The 18,237-nt window shown below is 42.4% G+C and carries 19 protein-coding genes; 1 reads left to right on the plus strand and 18 read right to left on the minus strand.

The features are described from left to right. Positions 1-3: 3 nt before the first annotated feature. The 10 genes from HPY74_03180 to HPY74_03225 form a co-directional block, all read right to left on the minus strand. Positions 4-1,437 carry a hypothetical protein gene (locus HPY74_03180; GenBank protein NSW89681.1) on the minus strand — a complete coding sequence of 478 codons (1,434 nt, stop codon included), beginning with the start codon at positions 1,435-1,437 and terminating at the stop codon, positions 4-6. Between the two features lie 165 nt (positions 1,438-1,602). Further along, on the minus strand, positions 1,603-2,076 hold the full coding sequence (locus HPY74_03185) for an RpiB/LacA/LacB family sugar-phosphate isomerase (protein ID NSW89682.1): 474 nt from the start codon (positions 2,074-2,076) through the stop codon (positions 1,603-1,605). A 7-nt stretch (positions 2,077-2,083) separates the two neighbouring features. Further along, positions 2,084-3,031, minus strand: coding sequence for a transketolase family protein (locus tag HPY74_03190; protein ID NSW89683.1), 948 nt, complete (start codon positions 3,029-3,031; stop codon positions 2,084-2,086). A 5-nt stretch (positions 3,032-3,036) separates the two neighbouring features. Further along, positions 3,037-3,870: a transketolase gene (locus HPY74_03195; protein NSW89684.1), complete on the minus strand. Its 834-nt coding sequence runs from the start codon at positions 3,868-3,870 to the stop codon at positions 3,037-3,039. A gap of 23 nt (positions 3,871-3,893) precedes the next feature. Beyond that, positions 3,894-4,778, minus strand: coding sequence for a succinate--CoA ligase subunit alpha (gene sucD / locus HPY74_03200; protein NSW89685.1), 885 nt, complete (start codon positions 4,776-4,778; stop codon positions 3,894-3,896). Next, positions 4,775-5,902, minus strand: coding sequence for an acetate--CoA ligase family protein (locus HPY74_03205; GenBank protein ID NSW89686.1), 1,128 nt, complete (start codon positions 5,900-5,902; stop codon positions 4,775-4,777). The genes sucD and HPY74_03205 overlap by 4 nt, the downstream gene beginning before the upstream one ends. Before the next feature lie 16 nt (positions 5,903-5,918). Continuing rightward, complete coding sequence (locus HPY74_03210) at positions 5,919-7,334, minus strand: aldehyde dehydrogenase family protein (GenBank protein ID NSW89687.1); 1,416 nt, start codon at positions 7,332-7,334, stop codon at positions 5,919-5,921. 93 nt (positions 7,335-7,427) lie between these two features. Next, a complete protein-coding gene (locus HPY74_03215; GenBank protein NSW89688.1) occupies positions 7,428-8,903 on the minus strand; it encodes a DASS family sodium-coupled anion symporter in 1,476 nt (491 codons plus the stop codon). An 18-nt stretch (positions 8,904-8,921) separates the two neighbouring features. Further along, a complete protein-coding gene (locus HPY74_03220; protein NSW89689.1) occupies positions 8,922-9,164 on the minus strand; it encodes a beta-galactosidase in 243 nt (80 codons plus the stop codon). Then, positions 9,165-9,317 carry a beta-galactosidase gene (locus HPY74_03225; protein ID NSW89690.1) on the minus strand — a complete coding sequence of 51 codons (153 nt, stop codon included), beginning with the start codon at positions 9,315-9,317 and terminating at the stop codon, positions 9,165-9,167. A gap of 363 nt (positions 9,318-9,680) precedes the next feature. On the opposite strand from HPY74_03225, the gene HPY74_03230 reads away from it, so the two are divergent. Further along, complete coding sequence (locus HPY74_03230) at positions 9,681-10,526, plus strand: AraC family transcriptional regulator (protein ID NSW89691.1); 846 nt, start codon at positions 9,681-9,683, stop codon at positions 10,524-10,526. 43 nt (positions 10,527-10,569) lie between these two features. Here the strand turns inward: HPY74_03230 and HPY74_03235 are convergent, their stop codons facing one another. From HPY74_03235 to HPY74_03270, 8 genes are all read right to left on the minus strand, one after another. Further along, the gene (locus HPY74_03235; protein ID NSW89692.1) at positions 10,570-11,361 is read right to left on the minus strand and encodes a M55 family metallopeptidase; all 792 of its coding nucleotides are present in this window, start codon (positions 11,359-11,361) and stop codon (positions 10,570-10,572) included. Between the two features lie 209 nt (positions 11,362-11,570). Then, a complete protein-coding gene (locus HPY74_03240) occupies positions 11,571-11,924 on the minus strand; it encodes a hypothetical protein (GenBank protein NSW89693.1) in 354 nt (117 codons plus the stop codon). Then, positions 11,921-12,787 carry a GNAT family N-acetyltransferase gene (locus tag HPY74_03245; GenBank protein NSW89694.1) on the minus strand — a complete coding sequence of 289 codons (867 nt, stop codon included), beginning with the start codon at positions 12,785-12,787 and terminating at the stop codon, positions 11,921-11,923. Before HPY74_03245 ends, HPY74_03240 begins: the two co-directional genes overlap by 4 nt. A gap of 539 nt (positions 12,788-13,326) precedes the next feature. Further along, the gene (locus HPY74_03250) at positions 13,327-13,629 is read right to left on the minus strand and encodes a DUF192 domain-containing protein (GenBank protein ID NSW89695.1); all 303 of its coding nucleotides are present in this window, start codon (positions 13,627-13,629) and stop codon (positions 13,327-13,329) included. Positions 13,630-13,785: 156 nt separating this feature from the next. Beyond that, entirely contained in the window at positions 13,786-14,700 is a 915-nt protein-coding gene (locus HPY74_03255; GenBank protein ID NSW89696.1) for a type II secretion system F family protein, read from the minus strand. Positions 14,701-14,715: 15 nt separating this feature from the next. Next, positions 14,716-15,678 carry a type II secretion system F family protein gene (locus tag HPY74_03260; protein NSW89697.1) on the minus strand — a complete coding sequence of 321 codons (963 nt, stop codon included), beginning with the start codon at positions 15,676-15,678 and terminating at the stop codon, positions 14,716-14,718. 55 nt (positions 15,679-15,733) lie between these two features. Beyond that, positions 15,734-17,065: a CpaF family protein gene (locus HPY74_03265; protein ID NSW89698.1), complete on the minus strand. Its 1,332-nt coding sequence runs from the start codon at positions 17,063-17,065 to the stop codon at positions 15,734-15,736. 10 nt (positions 17,066-17,075) lie between these two features. Beyond that, the gene (locus HPY74_03270) at positions 17,076-18,233 is read right to left on the minus strand and encodes a response regulator (protein ID NSW89699.1); all 1,158 of its coding nucleotides are present in this window, start codon (positions 18,231-18,233) and stop codon (positions 17,076-17,078) included. Between the last annotated feature and the right edge of the window lie 4 nt (positions 18,234-18,237).

An 18,237-nucleotide genomic window follows, 5' to 3' on the forward strand; every position in this document is an offset into this window, starting at 1 on the left:
ATTTTATTCTATATTTTGCAGGTATTCCCTATACTCTGTCACAGGAAGCGGCTTAATGTCCAACCATGCCATCACTTCCATGAGTTCGTTTTCAACGCTGCCTCCGACGATCGGGTAATGGTGCTGGAATCTTTGAAGCATTAACGTATTAACGAGATCCTTCAGTGCAATGGGCTTGCCATTCATTTTAAGGTTGCCGATCCAACCCCTGCTGCCGTCATAACTCCTGTCCTGTTTTTCAATGAACTCGCCCGAAAGGACAAGCATCCTTTCATATTCCCATGTGAGCCTGGCTATCGTAGCCGATTGGCTCTTGTAATACATATCCCCGATTGTCCCTACCTTCACATTGTCGGCTCCCGCAATCCTGCTGCCCGGTTTGTAGTGTCCGGCCAGACACATCCCCCTGCTGTCGGCAAACCTGGAAGGCGCCGACCCGCAGTGCCACATCAGCACCGATTCCGTATCGAAGTCAAGTTTGGACAAATCCATCAGCATGGGCATGTCATCGGTAAGCCCGTGAAGGAACATCATACTGATGGCGCTGTCCACATCGCCTTCACATGCGGCTATATATCCTTTGTCCAGCAGTCGCCCTATGATGGAACAGACGACGATCCCCAACTCTTTCCTGTATTTCGGCCAGCATCCTATGGCAACGGCCTTGTATCCGTTTTCGCTGATGAAATCTTCAAAAGCCTTATAGACTCTGGCAGTCGTATCCAGATTTTTTTTTGCATCCGGCGTTACACAACGTGCCTCATTGACCATTTCATCAATTACATCCTTCACTTCGCTGTCCTTATAGGATAAAGCCCTGTCCTTTATTTCGGAAAATTCATGAAGCCTCTCCACCGATACACCCAGCCTGGATTTCGTTTTGCGCTCGTCATAATAGAAATCGTTGAAACCCGGGGCAATGCCTCCCACAAGGGCTATTCGCGAACCCCATACGTTTTTTATAGCCGTGAGCGCCTTCACGGTTATTTTAAATCTGTTAATAAAGAGGTCATCCGTGATGTCTCCATAGAACCATTTGCATTTTATGTTCCTGCCGATATACTGTCCTATGATGCTGGCGTACATGTTCATCCCGCAAAATGAATTTAAAGGGATGGCGCCACTATCCGTTATTTCGGGTATTCCCCATAAACCGATTCTTGCGCCCGTTTCGGTTAAAGGCCCGATAACATCCCCTCCGGCAAAGGTTGTGAGCTGAATCAGCAGGAAATCGACCTTCTTGGTCTCCAGCTCCTTTTTTACGGCTTCGGAGTCTTTCCTTGCAACAAGGGGCTCTTTTACTACATACAGGTCAAACCCAAGTTCTTCGGCAATCTTCTGCATCTCGGGAACATAGTGTTTTGCATACTGACCTTCCCTGCTCCCCCAGAAACTGGGTTGAACAGCACTTACCAATCCCACTTTCAACTTTTCCATTTTCAGCAGCTCCTTTTAATGTAAGGGGACACACCATTCCAGAAATCAGATGTCAGAAGTCAGAAATTAGATTTAAGTAGGCTTTGAAGCAATTTAATAATTCTGTTATCTGGTCTCTGTTTTCTGTTCTCTGCAGTTTCGGAATGTCCCCTTTCGACGCTAAAGCTATTTAAAATTTATTTCTTCCAGTTTCTTTATTTCTTCAAGGGCGCCGCAGAGAAATTTTCGCCTGTCCGCCGGGAACCCCTCGGTAAAATCCGCTTCAAGCCATCTGTTCACCATGTCTATTGCCTGCTGAGGCGCAATAAGCCAGCCCCCCATCGTAATGATGTTGGCTTTGTTGATAATTTTACTCATCCTGGCTGAATAGCTGCTTTCAACAGCCACCGCATAGACACCTTTGAATTTATTCGCCACGATGCACATGCCCGCGCCGGTTCCACAAATCAAGACGGCTTTTTCCACTTCACCCTTCTGGACTTTCCTTGCCACAACGGGTGCTACCTCGTAATAGGGTTTGAACCCATCGGGATCCGTCATACCCAGGTCTTCAACTTCATACCCCAGTGAAACCAGATGTTTTTTCACCTCCTCCTTCAAACTGAAACCGGATTTATCGGAACCTACTGCAATCTTCATCATCTTTTTACCTCCTATTTTTTTTTGCGATGACTTCTTCCGCCGCGCGCGCTATATCCCCGGCAGTCATATGGTATTTTTCAAACAGGTATTCCTTCCTGCCGACCTCCCCAAAATGGTCTGCAACGCCTATCCTTTTCATTGGAACCGGGCACTCTTCGATCAATACTTCAGCCACGGCGCTGCCCAGACCGCCGATAATGTTGTGGTTTTCAACCGTTACCACCGCACCTGTTTCCCTGGCTGCGGAAATGACACCTTCACGGTCAATAGGCTTTATGGTATGTATATTGACCACCTTTGCGCTTATTCCTTTGACTTTAAGGATTTCTGCCGCATCCAGAGCGCTTCTGACCAGTATTCCGGTTACAAAGAGGGTTACATCCTTTCCATCCAACAGCAAGTCGGACTTCCACAGATCAAATTTGTATCCGTCATCAAATATCTTAAATGCACGCCTTCGATATAACCTGATATATACCGGTCCGTAATGTGCGGCAATCTGGGGCATTGCCTTTTTCAGTTGAGTGCCGTCAACTGGCTCGAATATGGTCATACCGGGCAGTGTTCTCATAATGCCGACATCCTCCAGACTCATATGGGTGCCTCCGTTCAATTCCGCTGTAACACCCGGATCGGTACCCCCGATTTTCACATTCAGTCCGGCATATGCCACCGATATGGTAATCTGATCAAAACACCTTCTTGTGGCAAAAGCGGTAAAGGAATTGGCAAAAGGTATCTTCCCGAAGGCGCTTAAGCCTGCCGCAACCCCAATCATATTGGCTTCCGCTACACCGACATCCACAGTCCTTTCAGGAAACCTTTCCTTAAAAGGCACAGTACCCGAAGCTTTCATTAAATCAGCTTCAAGAAGTACAATACGCTCATCTTTTTCAGCAAGCGCTATCAATGATTCACAGTAAACCGCTCTTAATTCCTTGTCATCAAACATTCAATTCACTCCTCCATACCTTTGTCAAGTTCCTTTAACGCCTGCGCGACATCTTCTTTTGTCACAGGCATATTATGTGAGCCGACCTTTCCTTCACAGAACGAAGCGCCCTTTCCTTTGACAGTGTTCAGTATGATCATTGAAGGCTTTCCGCTTACTTCCTGCGCTTTTACAATGGCATCATATATCTGTTTTATGTCGTGTCCGTCCACCGATTGTGTGTACCAGCCGAAAGATTTCCATTTATCTTCAATCGGTTCCAGAGAATTAATCTCGTCGGTTGTCCCGTCAATCTGCATTTTGTTGTAATCGGTAAATCCAATCAGATTATCCAGTTTTTTTTGCGACGCAAGCATGGCTGCCTCCCATACTTGTCCTTCCTGGCTTTCTCCGCATCCGATCAGGGCATATACTCTCACATTCTTTCTGTCCATCTTTGCAGCAATTGCCATGCCTACAGCTGCCGAAATCCCCTGTCCTAGCGATCCCGCCGTCATATCAATTCCTATAGTACGCTGCATGTCGCAGTGACTGGGGAGCTTAGTACCCGGCTTGTTCAGGGTCATCAGTTCTTCTACAGGGAAATAGCCCTTCATAGCTAGAACAGCATATAATGCCGGTCCCGCGTGTCCTTTTGACAGTACAAACCTGTCCCTCTCCTCCCATTTCGGGTCAGCAGGATTGATCTTCATGACCTTGTAATATAATACTGTCAGAACCTCCGCTATGGACATGGCTCCGCCGATGTGCCCTACTCCGACTTCTCCGATCATGCTGACAATGTTTTTTCTAACATCCACTGCTACTTTACGTAAATGCTTCAATTCTTCTTCTCTCATTCTGACCACCTTCTCCACATTTACTATTTATTTAAAACCGATCGCAGCAGTTCCCCCACCTGGCTCGGCCGCTTCGCTACAAGCGCCCCTGCACCTGTCAACGCGTCGGCCTTGCTGGCCGCAGTTCCTTTTCCTCCGGTGACAATAGCTCCCGCGTGTCCCATTTTTTTCCCCGGCGGCGCAGTCCACCCTGCAATAAAGGCTACCAGCGGTTTTGTAAATTTACCGTCTGCAATGACCCGGGCCACTTCTTCTTCCATCGTACCTCCGATTTCCCCGATCATTACTACCGCATCAGTATCGGCATCATTTTGAAATAGAGGCAGCACTTCCGCAAATCTTGTCGCGGGAACCGCATCACCTCCTACTCCGACCAGGGTAGAGACTCCAAAGCCTGCCTTTACAACCATGGCAGTTACTTCATTTGTCAACGAGCCACTGCGGGTCATCACTCCTATTCTGCCTTTACGGTAAACCCTGTCTATCCAATATGGGAAAAAACCCATCATCGCTACACCGGGAGTAATAACACCCGTTGTATTTCCCCCGAAAATCATCGCTCCACATTCCAGTGCTGCGCTTCTGATTTTCAGGGTATCATGAAGGGGTATGCCTTCAGCTGTTACCACAATCTTTCGTATGCCTGCGTCAATGGCTTCGAAGACGGCATCCTTTGCAAACTGGGGTGGAACAAACAAAAGTGAAGCGTCAGGATTGGTTTTTGCGGCAGCGCGCCTGACAGTGTGGAATACCGGTACCCCTTCAACCGTCTGACCTTCTTTTCCGGGAGTCACTCCTGCTACAACACAGGTTCCGAGTTCGATCATGTGTTTTGTCCAAAATGACCCTTCTTTTCCTGTAATGCCCTGAACAAGAACCCTTGTATCTTTATCGATGAATACACTCATTTTTCTCCCCCCTTTGCTGCCAGCGCTATAGCCGTTTTAACCGCTTCCTCCGTATCCGCAAGCGGATGAAGTCCCATACGCTTAAGGATCTCATTGGCTTCCTCCTCACCGGTTCCGCGGATTGCTGTAACAATAGGAATGTCGGGTTTCAACTTTTCGATCGCTTCTTCTATACCTCTTGCTATAACATCAGCCCTTGCGATTGTTCCAAAGGTAACAATAAGCAGGACTTTCGGTTTGTTTTTCAGAGCAATGCTCATGGCTTCTACTGTCCTGGTATAATTTGGTCCGCCAAATTCCAGATAATTTGCAGGCTTTCCGCCATAGTAATGGATCAGGTCGTATACGGTATTGGTCAATCCGGCGCCGGCACACATGATGCCGATGTCCCCATCAAATCTGAGATATGGGAATCCGGCTACAGCTGCTTCAAACTCAAGGTCACTGTCGAAATGGCTTCTGGAAATTCCAAAATTCTTCTGTCTGAAAAGCGAATGATCATCTATGCTGATTTTTCCATCAGCCGCAACCAATCTACCGTCTCCCGTAATTACAAGCGGATTGATCTCCACCAGTTCCGCATCTATCTTTTTAAAGAGACTGTAAACTGAAGCAACAATTTTAATCATCTCGCTTACCTTATCCTGTTCAACATCCAGTTGAAAAGCAATATTCCTTGTCTGGAAGGTGTTTAAGCCTTTGAAAGCATCCACTTTTTCCTTTATAAGCTTTTCCGGAGCTTTAACGGCAATTTCTTCAATATCCATGCCTCCGGCACCACTTGCCACAATCAGATCGGAACCCGTTACCGGATCAATTGTAACCGAAACGTACAGTTCCCTGGCGATATCCAGCGCTTCTTCCATTAAGAGCTTATGTACCGGGATATCCGCATTGAAAAGCCTCACCGCTTCCTTCTCCGCTTCTTCAAGGGTCCCTACAAACCTGATCAACCCGGCTTTACCCCTGCCGCCTCTCAGCACCTGAGCTTTTAACACACAGGGGAGTCCGGTCTTTAATACAGCGTCTTTTACCTGTGATCTGTCTTCAATCAACACACTCTCAGGTACATGAATCCCTGCTTCTTTAAACAATTCCTTTGCCTGGTATTCAAATAATTTCAAAGCTGCTTCACCATCCTTATTTTCCAAATGCCGCCCAATAATTCCCCCACATCTCTTCATCGGTAGGCTTGACCGGAGGTATCGGCTCGGAAACCCAAGTTATATTGAGCATATGACGATAGTTGATATTCTCGGTTGTGATATTGCCGCCCCATGTACCACATCCTAAAGTTACCGTTGAAGGCATGCCGTTGAAAAAATTACCCCCGTTTGCCGGAGCCATCGGCTGCCGTACCATGATCCTGCTGGTTTTCATTACTTCCGCAAGCATGCTTATATATTCTTTATTGAACGTATAGATACCGCAGGAATGGCCGTAACCTGAATAATTCGTCAGTTTCTCGGCACATGAAATGGCATCCTCAATTCTTGAATACTTCCACAGGGTCAATACAGGGGACAGCTTTTCGCCTGAAAATCTGTCACCCGCACCCGGTTCAGCGCCTTCAACCATCAGCATATCCGTTTTTTCAGGAACGCTAAGTCCGGCATCTTTGGCAATCCGGGCAGCAGATTGTCCTACTATTTTTGGGTTTAGTGCAAACTTGCCTGATTTTCCTGGAATCCACATCCATCTTTCAAGTTCGGATTTTTCCTTTTCACTACACAGGTATCCGCCAAGCTTCGTGAGTTCCTTTATCATTTCATCATAAATGCTTTCGTGTATGATGATGGAATTTTCTGATGAGCATGATGTAGCATTATCAAATACTTTACTTAAATGAACCTTGTTAGCAGCATCCGGCACATCCGCATCTTCGGCGATAATCATCACAGCATTTCCCACGCCCACTCCGTAGGCAGGAGTTCCACTTCCATATGCGGCCTTCACCATAGCCGAACCCCCTGTGGCCAGTACCAGGTCAACTTTCGTCATCAATTCCTGGCTCAACTCCACACTGGGTTCTTCGATATACTGAATCAGATCCATGGGAGCACCTACCTTTTTCAAGCCCTGGCGCATCAAATCGCAAATAAGCTTGCAGCTTTTTTTGGCTTTGGGATGTGGAGCAAATATTACGGCATTACGGCCTTTTAAAATCGTGATTGAATTGCTTGCAGGCGTTACTGTTGGGTTGGTTACCGGGGTCAGCGCACCGACCACTCCTACCGGTTTAGCATACTTCGAAATGCCCCTGATTTCATCGCGTTCTATCAGTCCTACACTCGGTTTACCAATCACGTCCTTAAGAACACCTAGAACTTTTACCTTATGCTTTGTCATTTTGTCTTCATAACGTCCCATCCCCGTCTCTTCCACTGCAAGCTCCGCACATTTGCAAATATTTTCATCCTTATATGCCTCCCATCCTATAGCAAGGCACACCCTGTCTATCTGCTCCTGGCTGTAATGCTCTATCTCCCGCTGTGCAGTACGGGCTCGCTCCAGCAGCAAGTCCAGGTTTGTTTCGTTTCCCTTAATATCACTCATAGACAATCCTCCCTTTCAATTTTTACCCTGCCCGAGCGGACAGGGTCGTCCGCCTACTTAATGGCAGTTTCCGTCATATTGGACGGTGTCCGTTCACATTCCGACAATGTGGGCCATTCCAAAAAATACTGCTCCTGCCACCACCGATACAATGATTGTCATGGGTATTCCAATCAGAGCCATATCCTTCAGCGAAAAATAGCCCGCCGAATAAGGGATAACACTGGTTGGCGTTTCGGTAACCAGTATGAACGCCATACAGGCTGAATAGGCCGCGGGTACGGCAAGAAACCAGGGACTTACGTGCAAAGCACTTCCCATGGCAATCATAAGCGGCACGGTTACGGCTCCGGTTACCGTATTGCTGGAGAAGCATAGATGAATGATGCCCACCACCAGGACTGCAAACATTGCAAGTATTACCGGCGGCAGGACCTCCACACGGAGCCCGTAAGCAATCACCCATGCAAGCCACCTGGCCGCCCCCGTATCAAATGCAATCTTGCCCAGTGCAAGACCGGAAGTGATCAATATAATGCCTCCCCAGTCCACACTTTTTTCGACATCCTTCCAGCTAAAGATGTTCAATCCCGGTATAAAAAGCAGTATTCCTCCCAAAATGGCCACAATCTGCATTGTAAGGTTGATGCGTCCTCCGGTGGCTGTCTTGATAGAAGGTGCGGCAAGCCAGAGAACAATCATCCCTGAAAAAATTACCATTGTGGCAATTTCCTTCTTGTTCAGGCCTTTTTCAGCTTCTCCTGCCACATCATCTATATTGATTTCATCTAACTCGCTGGGATACGCTCTGGTGATTATAAGCCACGCTATAGGAACCAATACAATTACTGCCGGAACACCTATAGCCATCCAGTCCAGGAACCCTATATTCAAATTTGCATATTTGTTCAAAAGACTTATGGCGAGTACATTGCTCCCACTGCCAACCGGAGTCCCCATTCCTCCCACCAGTGGTCCCCAGGCACATGCAATCAGCAAGGATTTGCCAAAATTGCTTTTCATAGCCTTGATCCCGCATTTGTCAAGTATACCGACTGCAAGTGGGGTAAAAAGAGCAGCTGCGGCCACTTCAGTAAACCACATGGCGCTGAATGCACCGAAAATTAAAAATACCAGGATTATTCTTGACGGGTTTTTACCGACCATGCCAAGTATGAGCCGCGACAACCTCGTACTGAGACCTGAGCTTCTGAAAGCAGCGGAAACCATCATGACACCGATAAAGAAAAGGATTAAAGGGTCTCCAAAGCTGGCTGCAACCGTATCGGAAAACGTACTTACGCCGAAAGCAGGAATCAGCAGCAAAGTGATAAATGCAGTAATCACAAACGGAACAGCTCCAGTCATCCAGGAAAAAATCGCGAAGGCAAATACAGCAAGCGTGTCTTTTGCTTCCCCGGTAAGCTGTACCAGTTCGCTGCCCATGTAAAACGGCTTTGGTACCGGCACAAAATGTATGAGAAACATCAACACGAATGCCAGGATAAGATATATACCGTTTTTATATTCAGATGTCAACCGTTTAGGCGAAAACGAAATAGAAGTCATCGAGTCCACCATCCCTTGCTATACAGGTAATTTCACAATCAAACCGTTGCATTGCTCGCAGTTGCACTTCACCCCCCTGACTTCATTGTCTATCTGCCATCCTATAACTGCTGGATTTGAAGCATAATGTCCGGCCATCTCTTCAACCAGTCTCTTAACATACCGGATGAATGCAATACTGTTATAGCAGTGTCTGCCGCAGCCGCCCTGCAAATGAACTGTTTCATCGGTTGCAACAATCTCAGGATGTTTATGAAGCATTCACTTTGGTGAAGTCTCGGTTGGTGTCCCGAGTATTACCTCGATCCCTTCCTTGTATGCCATATCGATAAATTCATCCAGCCATGCAAAGTCAAATCTGCCATTCTCGGGTTCCAGGAATGACCAAGCAAGCTCAGCCATTCTCAGGCACATCGATTCCGGCCTTCATCATAAGTCGGATGTCCGCATTTCACCTCTCCCCAGACCAATATTCGGTATAGCATGATACTCCGATATAAATATCTTTTCTCATATACTTGACATCCCGCTAATATTTGTTTAATAAAACATATTTGTTCAGGATCGCTTGATGGATTCCATACCGTTAATCCTCTAATATCATCCAGACAACAATATAGATGAATTTGTCGCATACGCAAGTACTATTATTGTTTCATTATGTTTGACAATCTATCTTGTTATGTTAAAATTATAGTATTATAATATAATTAAGTACATACATACGTTTGCTGAAATTATGCACATAATTGCTGTCATGTTGGGAGGGTATTTCTAATGCTGAATATTGCAGCACATAAAAATAACTTCACAGAAGGCCGGGGACTGGTGGACAATGACAACTATCTGACCGTCGTAGGCTCAGGTTATCAACGCTTTATTACAAAAGATTGGAGCGTTATACGGGAAAAGGGAAGACCCGATTATCAGATTATTTATATTATTAAAGGCAGAGGATTTTTTACATTCAATGAGCAAACATATGAGGTGCCCGAGGGCAGCATAGCAATTTATACCCCCGGTCTGCCGCAGTATTACAATTACTACTGCCGGGATTGTACCGAGGTCTGCTGGGTTCACTTCACAGGAAACGGCGTTCACCGTCTTCTTGAAAGCATGAACCTTTTGGACTCGAATATATATCATATAGGTTATGGAAAAGAGTTTGTAGAGCTTTTCAATGAGATCACACACGAACTCCAGGTCAAGCGTCCCAGGTTTGAGGAACTGTCTTCCGCCCTGCTTCTTTCTCTACTTGGTAAAATAGCCCGGGTGATGGATGAATCCAAAATACGCAAAATCAATACAACTTTTGAAAAAATATTCAAAATGATGCATTCAAACTTCAACAGAAACCAGCAAATCCGGGACTACGCCAAAGAATGCAATCTCAGCGTTTACTGGTTTATACATAAGTTCAAGGAGTTGACCGGTTTCTCACCCACAGCCTATATTAAGCAGCTCAGAATCAACGAAGCAAAATACCTTCTGTCCAATTTCTCCTTAAGCATCAGCGAGGTTTCCTTCATGGTAGGTTACGAAAACCCGTTATATTTCAGTAGAGTTTTCAAGCAGGAAACCGGCATTTCACCGAGAGATTATAGAAAGACCTTATTGCTTTAACAAGATATAAAGTACTTTTCTTCCATTAATTCAAAAATATTTATTACAACCTAAATAGCGTTTCTTCCATTGTAGAACCCTCGACCTCATAGGTTCTACCATCAAGAATCGTCATATACAGCTTTGAATACTGCGTCGGTAACAGATTTCTCTCCTTCAGTTCGACTCTCAGCCGTATCGGCTTTTTGTAGACTAGAGGCTTTTGCTCCGAAAGCCTCGAAATTGCCTCCTTTGTTTTTGCCTTAATTACAGCATATGCCTTTTCCAGTGGTAATATCATTCCACCCTTCCACGTGATGCCTTTTTTGACCTCCGCCGTAACCACACCAGGCAGCAGTGCCTCGGCTTCGCAGCAGACTTTGTCGTCACCCGAAACCATAATGACTGGCTTGCCGCGGTCGCCGACAATTCCCGCGTCAATAGCTACCTCACCAGCTAATTGACCATTGTTCCAGTAATTCTGTACGGATGCAGAGCTCATAGTATGCTCTAGCATATCGCCGTACGTACCTGCCATCACATGGTACCCGAGCAAAATCACACCGTCACAGTCCTCGAGTCCGGGAAAACAATCCTGGCCAGTTTGGACGACTATGTAGTAATCCGCGAGACTTGAAAACTTGCTCCAGATGACATTTGCACCGCCGCCGTGGCAGTCTCTAACGTAAACCTTTTCAGCCCCTGCCTCTTTGTAGGCCTCAACGCATGCGTTGATATCTCGCACCATCAGCTCTCGGCCTTCGTTGTACCGTCCGGACGATGACGAGGTCGATACCTGCTCGCTGTCAAAAACACCGCTAATTCCCTCAGCATCTACCATGATGTAAATGTTCAAGCTACACCTCGGAATATCTCTCTCTCCAATGCTTTTTTACTTTTTTCAATACAAAAATAATTTCTTCCGGTATATGAATATTTAAAGTAGCTATAATTATTTACCTCTCAATTCAGTTACTATTCTTATAGATATTATTATACCCTATAGACATAGGTATATAAAGCAAATTTTATACTTTTCAAGCCTTTGCTTACAGAAGATAAACGCTAGGATTTTCTCCATCCGTTCAAGCGCAAGCCTAAAAAGAAATTTGGCAAGAACGAGAAACAGCCACCCAGGCATCCTGGAATTATACAAAAATGTGTTGATTTAGCTTTACAGGGACGCACCTTCGAAGGCCGAATTGAACAATTAAAAAGAGAACATCCCCCAACAATAACTATACAGAAAGCTGCAATAATCATGGGAGTAACACCTCCTCCCTGATCAACACCAGAGTCTGTAAGATTTTCAACACAGCGGGATAAATCGTCTATGTCAAGCATAGTTTTCCACGCAGTTGCATTTTGCTCAAGCAATTCCGCATAGAATTGTCGAACCTGTTCAGAATTAAAAATCATTCAGACACCCCCCCACACACAAACTTGTATTCATCATAATCACACACAAGCTTATACCCTATTTTCATGTAAATACTATTGGAAACCGGATTGGCCAGGTCTGTAAACAGGCAGCAGAATTTATAGTCACTATCAAGTAAATGTTTACTCAAACTGGCCACACAGGAAGTAGCGTATCCTTTTCCCCGGTAGTGTGGTGGAGTATAGACTGCATTAACAACAGCCCCATTGAGTGTTTTCCTGCCCATTGCCGCTTGAGAAACAGGAAAGCCATCCTCCCATATATAGAGAATCTTATCGTTTAATAATTTTCTGACCTTATCCACAGCACCTGGCACATCAATCATACCAATTCCACAGTCCAAATTAAATGCTATACTCCAATAAGGCAAGAAGTACAGGTCGTTTTGGTCTGCAATCCTCAGTTTTCCTGATGAAAAGAAAACGGCATTCACCCTGTCAAGCCTGTAGATTCTCATTTTCTTGCCATCTTCTTTAATCCTTCCACACAAAGAAGAGTACTCATCTGCAAACCGACAAGCAAGTGATTTTTCTGCAAGCACACCGGGTATCTGCATCCCAAGATTGGCAATTTCATGTATTAAAACATTCAAAGCTTTGTCATTTTCATTATTATCGAGTTCATATAGGACAAGATTGTACGGCGGAGTCATTAATACTATAAGCCGGGGAGTTCCCCCCGTATCTTTGACCGCTGCCATAAACCAATTAGTTGTGTCTGCTCCTTCTTTTCCTCTTATTGAATTTGAAATGATTAAATTATTTTGTATTTCATTCCTTGCCAACACATCCATGTTATCGTTTATATACTGATTGATGCTGTTATATAACTCAAATCTCATTATGGTGACCTCCTTCCATTATATTTCCCTTGGCGAAAACAGAGAAATAAAAACCCCACAGAATCACCCTTAAGTGACTCCGTGGGGTATCATTTCCACGTGTAGGGCTTATTGTGCCCCTATGCAGCTCAAGCATCCTGCTCTTATGCACACTCACCTTTTTGGAATATTATTACATAGCAGGCTTGGACTTGTCAAGAGCATTTTGCAAGAATTCCTGCAGGTTTAAAAGATTTTCTTATAATTACCCAGTTGTAGAACACATTATACATCCTTAGCATAGGTTTCTACCCATGCAGGGAAATAACCGCTTCCTGCAGCAACTCTTTTTGACGCAATAGAAGTTACCTCCTTTAAACATCCCTTGTACCTTTATTATTGGATTATCTACAGGAGTAATAATGATTCTTTCGCCTTCATCCTTTATCTCAACTTTTCGACCTTTTAACTTCCTTATAAGCTTTATATTGATCTTTAAAGGAAGCAACTCTTTTTATACCCGGGGCGATTAGTATTTTTAAATCAGCTTATGAATTTGCTTACAGGATTGCAATTTTACTGCCTGTTTTAAGGCTTTTGAACAACCCTGCCTTGCCTTCTATAACCATTTTAGCTCCTTTTACCGGCATTATCACTTTACCCGGTCCAAGGCCCTCTATCTTTTTAATTATTTCCATGGCTTCATTTATAAAGAGCACGTCGATGTCAAAATTCATGAAGAAGGTATGAATGCTGTTGCATGGCTTTACGATAATGGCATTATAATGGGGTTTTTCGCGGAACATGTAGCCCACAAACCTTTTCATAAAAGTGTCTGCCAACAACACGTCCTTTATAATCATGGAATCACATATCAAGGTTTTTACCGTTGATTCATATATTAAGGTTTTTGCCACAAACTCACCCCGTAATTCGATTCAGCAAGATTTTCATTTGGCAAAACTTTCGACATTATTTAAATGATATCCGTAAAAGAAGGACCTTCAATCCTCAATTTTTCACTTAAATATACTGAAGATTTTAATAATAGCAGGCCCCAAAACAATAATAAAAATGGATGGGAAAATAAAAAATATTAATGGGAACAACATTTTAACAGGTGCTTTCATAGCCCGTTCTCTTGCTACTTGCTTTCTGTGCTCTCTCAAGTTTGCTGCTTCAATTCTTAACACCCGCGCCAGGCCGACGCCCAATTCATCTGCCTGGATAAGTGAATTAACGAGCATGGAAAGTTCCTTAACATCACAACGTTCGCTCATATTCTTAAGTGCTGTTTTACGTTCTATTCCCATCTTCATTTCCTTAAGGCATTTTGCAAATTCATCACAAAGCGCTCCACTTATATTATTAACAACTCTTGCCATAGCCCCATCAAAAGATGCGCCTGCTTCAACACTAACAGTAATTAAATCAAGAGTATAAGGCAAATCCTTCAAAATCATTTTTTTCCTCATTTCAAATCTTCTTGAAAGACTAAAATTTAGAAATGTATTAACAAGCAGCATAATAATTATTGCAATGATAAAAGCCTTTGATATATCCGGTTCAATAATATATGATAATAAACCGGTTGAAATGGCTGAGATGAGCATAATCATGCATTTATTAAACAACCACCTTTCTACCGTGCCGTTTTTCAACAGTCCTGCTCTTTCCAGCTTTTTATTAAGTCCAGTAAGCTTGTGGTTTGGAGTTATTCTTATAAGAAAATCACAAAATACATTATAGAAATGCGTAAGTATTCTTTCTGAAAAGAACCTGTTTTCAGTATGGTCCCGGTTTGTGTTATGAAGATCTTTAATTTGCTCTATTCTATCCCTAATACGTATTTTATCATAATTTAGGCTATACAGAACTCCATATGCAAATATAAATACTGCTGTAAAGAATATAAATACTGCAATATACAGCAAAGCTACAACTCCTCCTCATAAATCAATATTGACGATTTTTCTTATCATAAAAAACCCCAGTATTTGATTTAAAACAGAAATAGTAACCATCACTAATCCACTGGGATTAGTAAACAAAAGAAGAATATACTCTTTATTAAATAAGTAAATAGTAAGGCCTAAAAAAATTGGAATAAGTGAAACAATGATACCGGATAATTTGCCTTGGGCCGTCAGGGTTTTAAGCTCATTTTTAATCTTTTGCCGTTCTCTTATAGTTTCCGAAATATTATCCAGTATTTCGGATAGGTTCCCGCCAATATCCTTCTGAATCAAAATGGCATTTATTACGAGTCTAAGGTCTTCCGATTCCATTCTTGCCAACAGGTTTTTAAAAGTATCTTCTTCAGGAATACCAAGGCTCATTTCCTTAAGCAGTTCTTTAAATTCTTTTGAAAACGGATCCTTCGTTTCTTCAGTTACTACTGCCACAGACTGCAGAAAAGAATATCCTGCTTTAAGCGAATTTGAAATAATAGTAATACCTTCATTAAGTTGGCTGTCAAATAGCTTGATTCTCTCCTTCTTTCTATTCGCTATAATGATTCGTGGAATATTCCAGGTTATAATAAACAATACAAGTGCAGTAACATAATTTTTAAAAAGGGCATAAGCTAAAAAAGCAATAACTAATGATGAAAACATTTTTATAACCAACAATTCTTCTACAGTAATGGACATATCTGCCTTTATCAGTTCAACTTCAAGTTTCTTATTCCTCTTTTCATTAAATTTTAACTTGGGAATTAAACCTGACATTATCTTCAACAAGCTAGTTTTATTCTTTTTATGGTTTTCCAGTTTCTCTTTGATAATAAAATCTTCATCATAATGCTTAAGTTTATCTATAGGCTTTTCTTTGTAAAACAGAGAAAAAAGTATATGGCTTATTAATGCCCAAACAGAAAAAAAAGTCAATGCTATTATAATGTATACCATCTTGCTCCTCCCCTTTGGTTAATTAGAGCAGTTTACAGCCGGTACTTTAAAAAAATCATATACTTAAAACATCCGGCGGTATATTGATACCCTTTTCTTTCAGCTTTTGGATAAATTTTGGCATAATACCTGTAAATACAAATTCTCCCTTTACCCTTCCTCTATTGTCCAACCCTCTTGGTTCAAATCTGAATATATCCTGGAGAATAATAACATCCCCTTCCATACCCTGAACTTCTGTTATATGAGTGATTTTTCTGCTGCCGTCCATAAGCCTTGATTGATGGATAATCAAATCTATAGCCGACGCTATCTGGTCTCTAATGGCTTTAACAGGCAAACTCATACCGGACATAAGCACCATGGTCTCTAATCTTGACAGCATATCCCTGGGAGAGTTTGCATGCCCGGTAGTCAGAGAGCCGTCATGTCCTGTGTTCATAGCCTGGAGCATATCCAAAGCTTCTCCTGAACGTACTTCTCCTACAATGATTCTATCGGGACGCATTCTTAAGCTGTTTCTAACCAAATCTCTTATAGTTACTTCTCCTTTACCTTCCAGGTTAGGCGGCCTGGTTTCCAGCCTTACAACATGCTCCTGGGATAGTTGAAGTTCTGCCGCGTCTTCAATTGTCACTATCCTTTCATCATCCGGGATAAATGAAGAAAGGACATTCAATGTAGTGGTTTTACCGCTTCCGGTACCTCCCGAAACCACAATATTAAGGCGTCCTTCTACGCAATATTTAAGCAGCTCTGCCATTTTGGAATTCATAGTTCCAAAATTTATTAAGTCCTCTACTTTAAAGGGATCTTCCGAAAACTTCCGTATAGTAATAGACGGTCCATCTATTGCCAGGGGAGGAATAATGGCGTTAACCCTGGATCCATTTGGAAGCCTGGCATCCACCATTGGGGAGCTCTCATCTATCCTTCTGCCGATTGGTGCTACAATTTTCTTGATAACATGAAGCACATGGCTGTCATTTTTAAATTTAGCGTCTGTCAGTACCAACTTACCCTCTTTTTCTATATATACCTGGTTGGGTCCGTTAACCATAATTTCTGTAATACTATCATCTGCAAGTAGACCTGTTATAGGACCAAATCCTATAATCTCATCTAAAAGTTCTTCTTTTATTTTCTTTTTCTGACTATTAGTCATATTTAGAGACTCTTGCTCAATATTCTTAGTAATAATGGCACTGATTTCCTGCTTTAATTCCTCATTTTGCTCCGATATGTCATTAAAATCTATATCCAATTCTTTAATGACCCTGTTTTGAATTTTCATCTTTAATTCCAAATACTGGTCTACTTTTTTTTCGTTAAACCTGCTGGATTTTTTATCAGTATTAATCTCTTCCAATCTTCTGGCAAGAGACATCCTATCACCTCTACCCTGTTAAGTTTTTGCACATTAATTCAATGGCATTTACTACCTTTGATTTAGACTTACTATATTTAGCATTATCACAAAAGGGTTGTCCTTTGTTTACTGAAATACTTACTGTCTTTTCTTCTTCAGGAAGAATAGCAAAAATATTATCTTTAAATGCCTCCTCCACTTCTGCTTTGCTTATTCCATACCTTGAAGTAAACCTGTTTATAACAAGCTTGACCTTATCATTGTCATATCCAAGGGATTTCATAATTCGCAGTCCCAATTTAGTGTTTTTAAGAGCAACAATTTCTCCTGTAGTTACATATAAAATCGTCTGAGCATTGTCTAAAATGTAAAGGGTACTATCATTAAAATTTATACCTGTATCAACAATAATTACATCATACTGCTTTTGAAATACTTTCATCATTTTTTCAATACTATCTTTACCAATATATTCTGCCGCTTCGGGTTTTGCCGGTGCAAAAAGCATATCCAAATTTTCATTATATTTATATAAATAGGGTTTTATATTTTCATATGAATTTAATTGACCATCATCAATTACATCAAGAATAGTCTTTTGATTATATTGGTTTACCAGCATGGAAATATCACCAAATAGTAAATCCATATCCGCAAGAAGTATTTTTTTACCGGATTCTTTACTTAACATAATGGAAGTGTTAAGGGCAAGCACTGACTTGCCCACTCCCCCCTTAGAACTAAAAAATGCTATAACCTTTGCATCTCTGGTTGGTGCCTGGTTACTTTGCAGTTTCATTTCTTTTTCTTTATATTTTTCATAGGTTACTTTAATAGTTTCAGACAATACATCATAATGAAAGGGCTTAATAATGTATTCCTTAGCACCATAAAACATGGCCTTTTTCAAATACTCATTTTCTCCCTGGACAGACAAAATAATAACAATAACCCAGGGGTATTCATCAGAAATTTTCTCTGTAGCTTCCAACCCATTAAGTACAGGCATATTGATATCCATTAACACCACATCGGGTTTTACTTTAGGGATGAGCCGAAGAACCTCTTCTCCATTTCCGGCTTCACCCACTACTTCAAACATTTCTTTATCTATACTCAATATTTTTTTTATTACATCCCTGGTCTCTTCAATATCATCTGCTATTAATATCCTGATTTTACCCATCTTC

The sequence above is a fragment of the Bacillota bacterium genome, assembly GCA_013314855.1.
Lineage (GTDB): Bacteria > Bacillota > Clostridia > Acetivibrionales > DUMC01 > Ch48.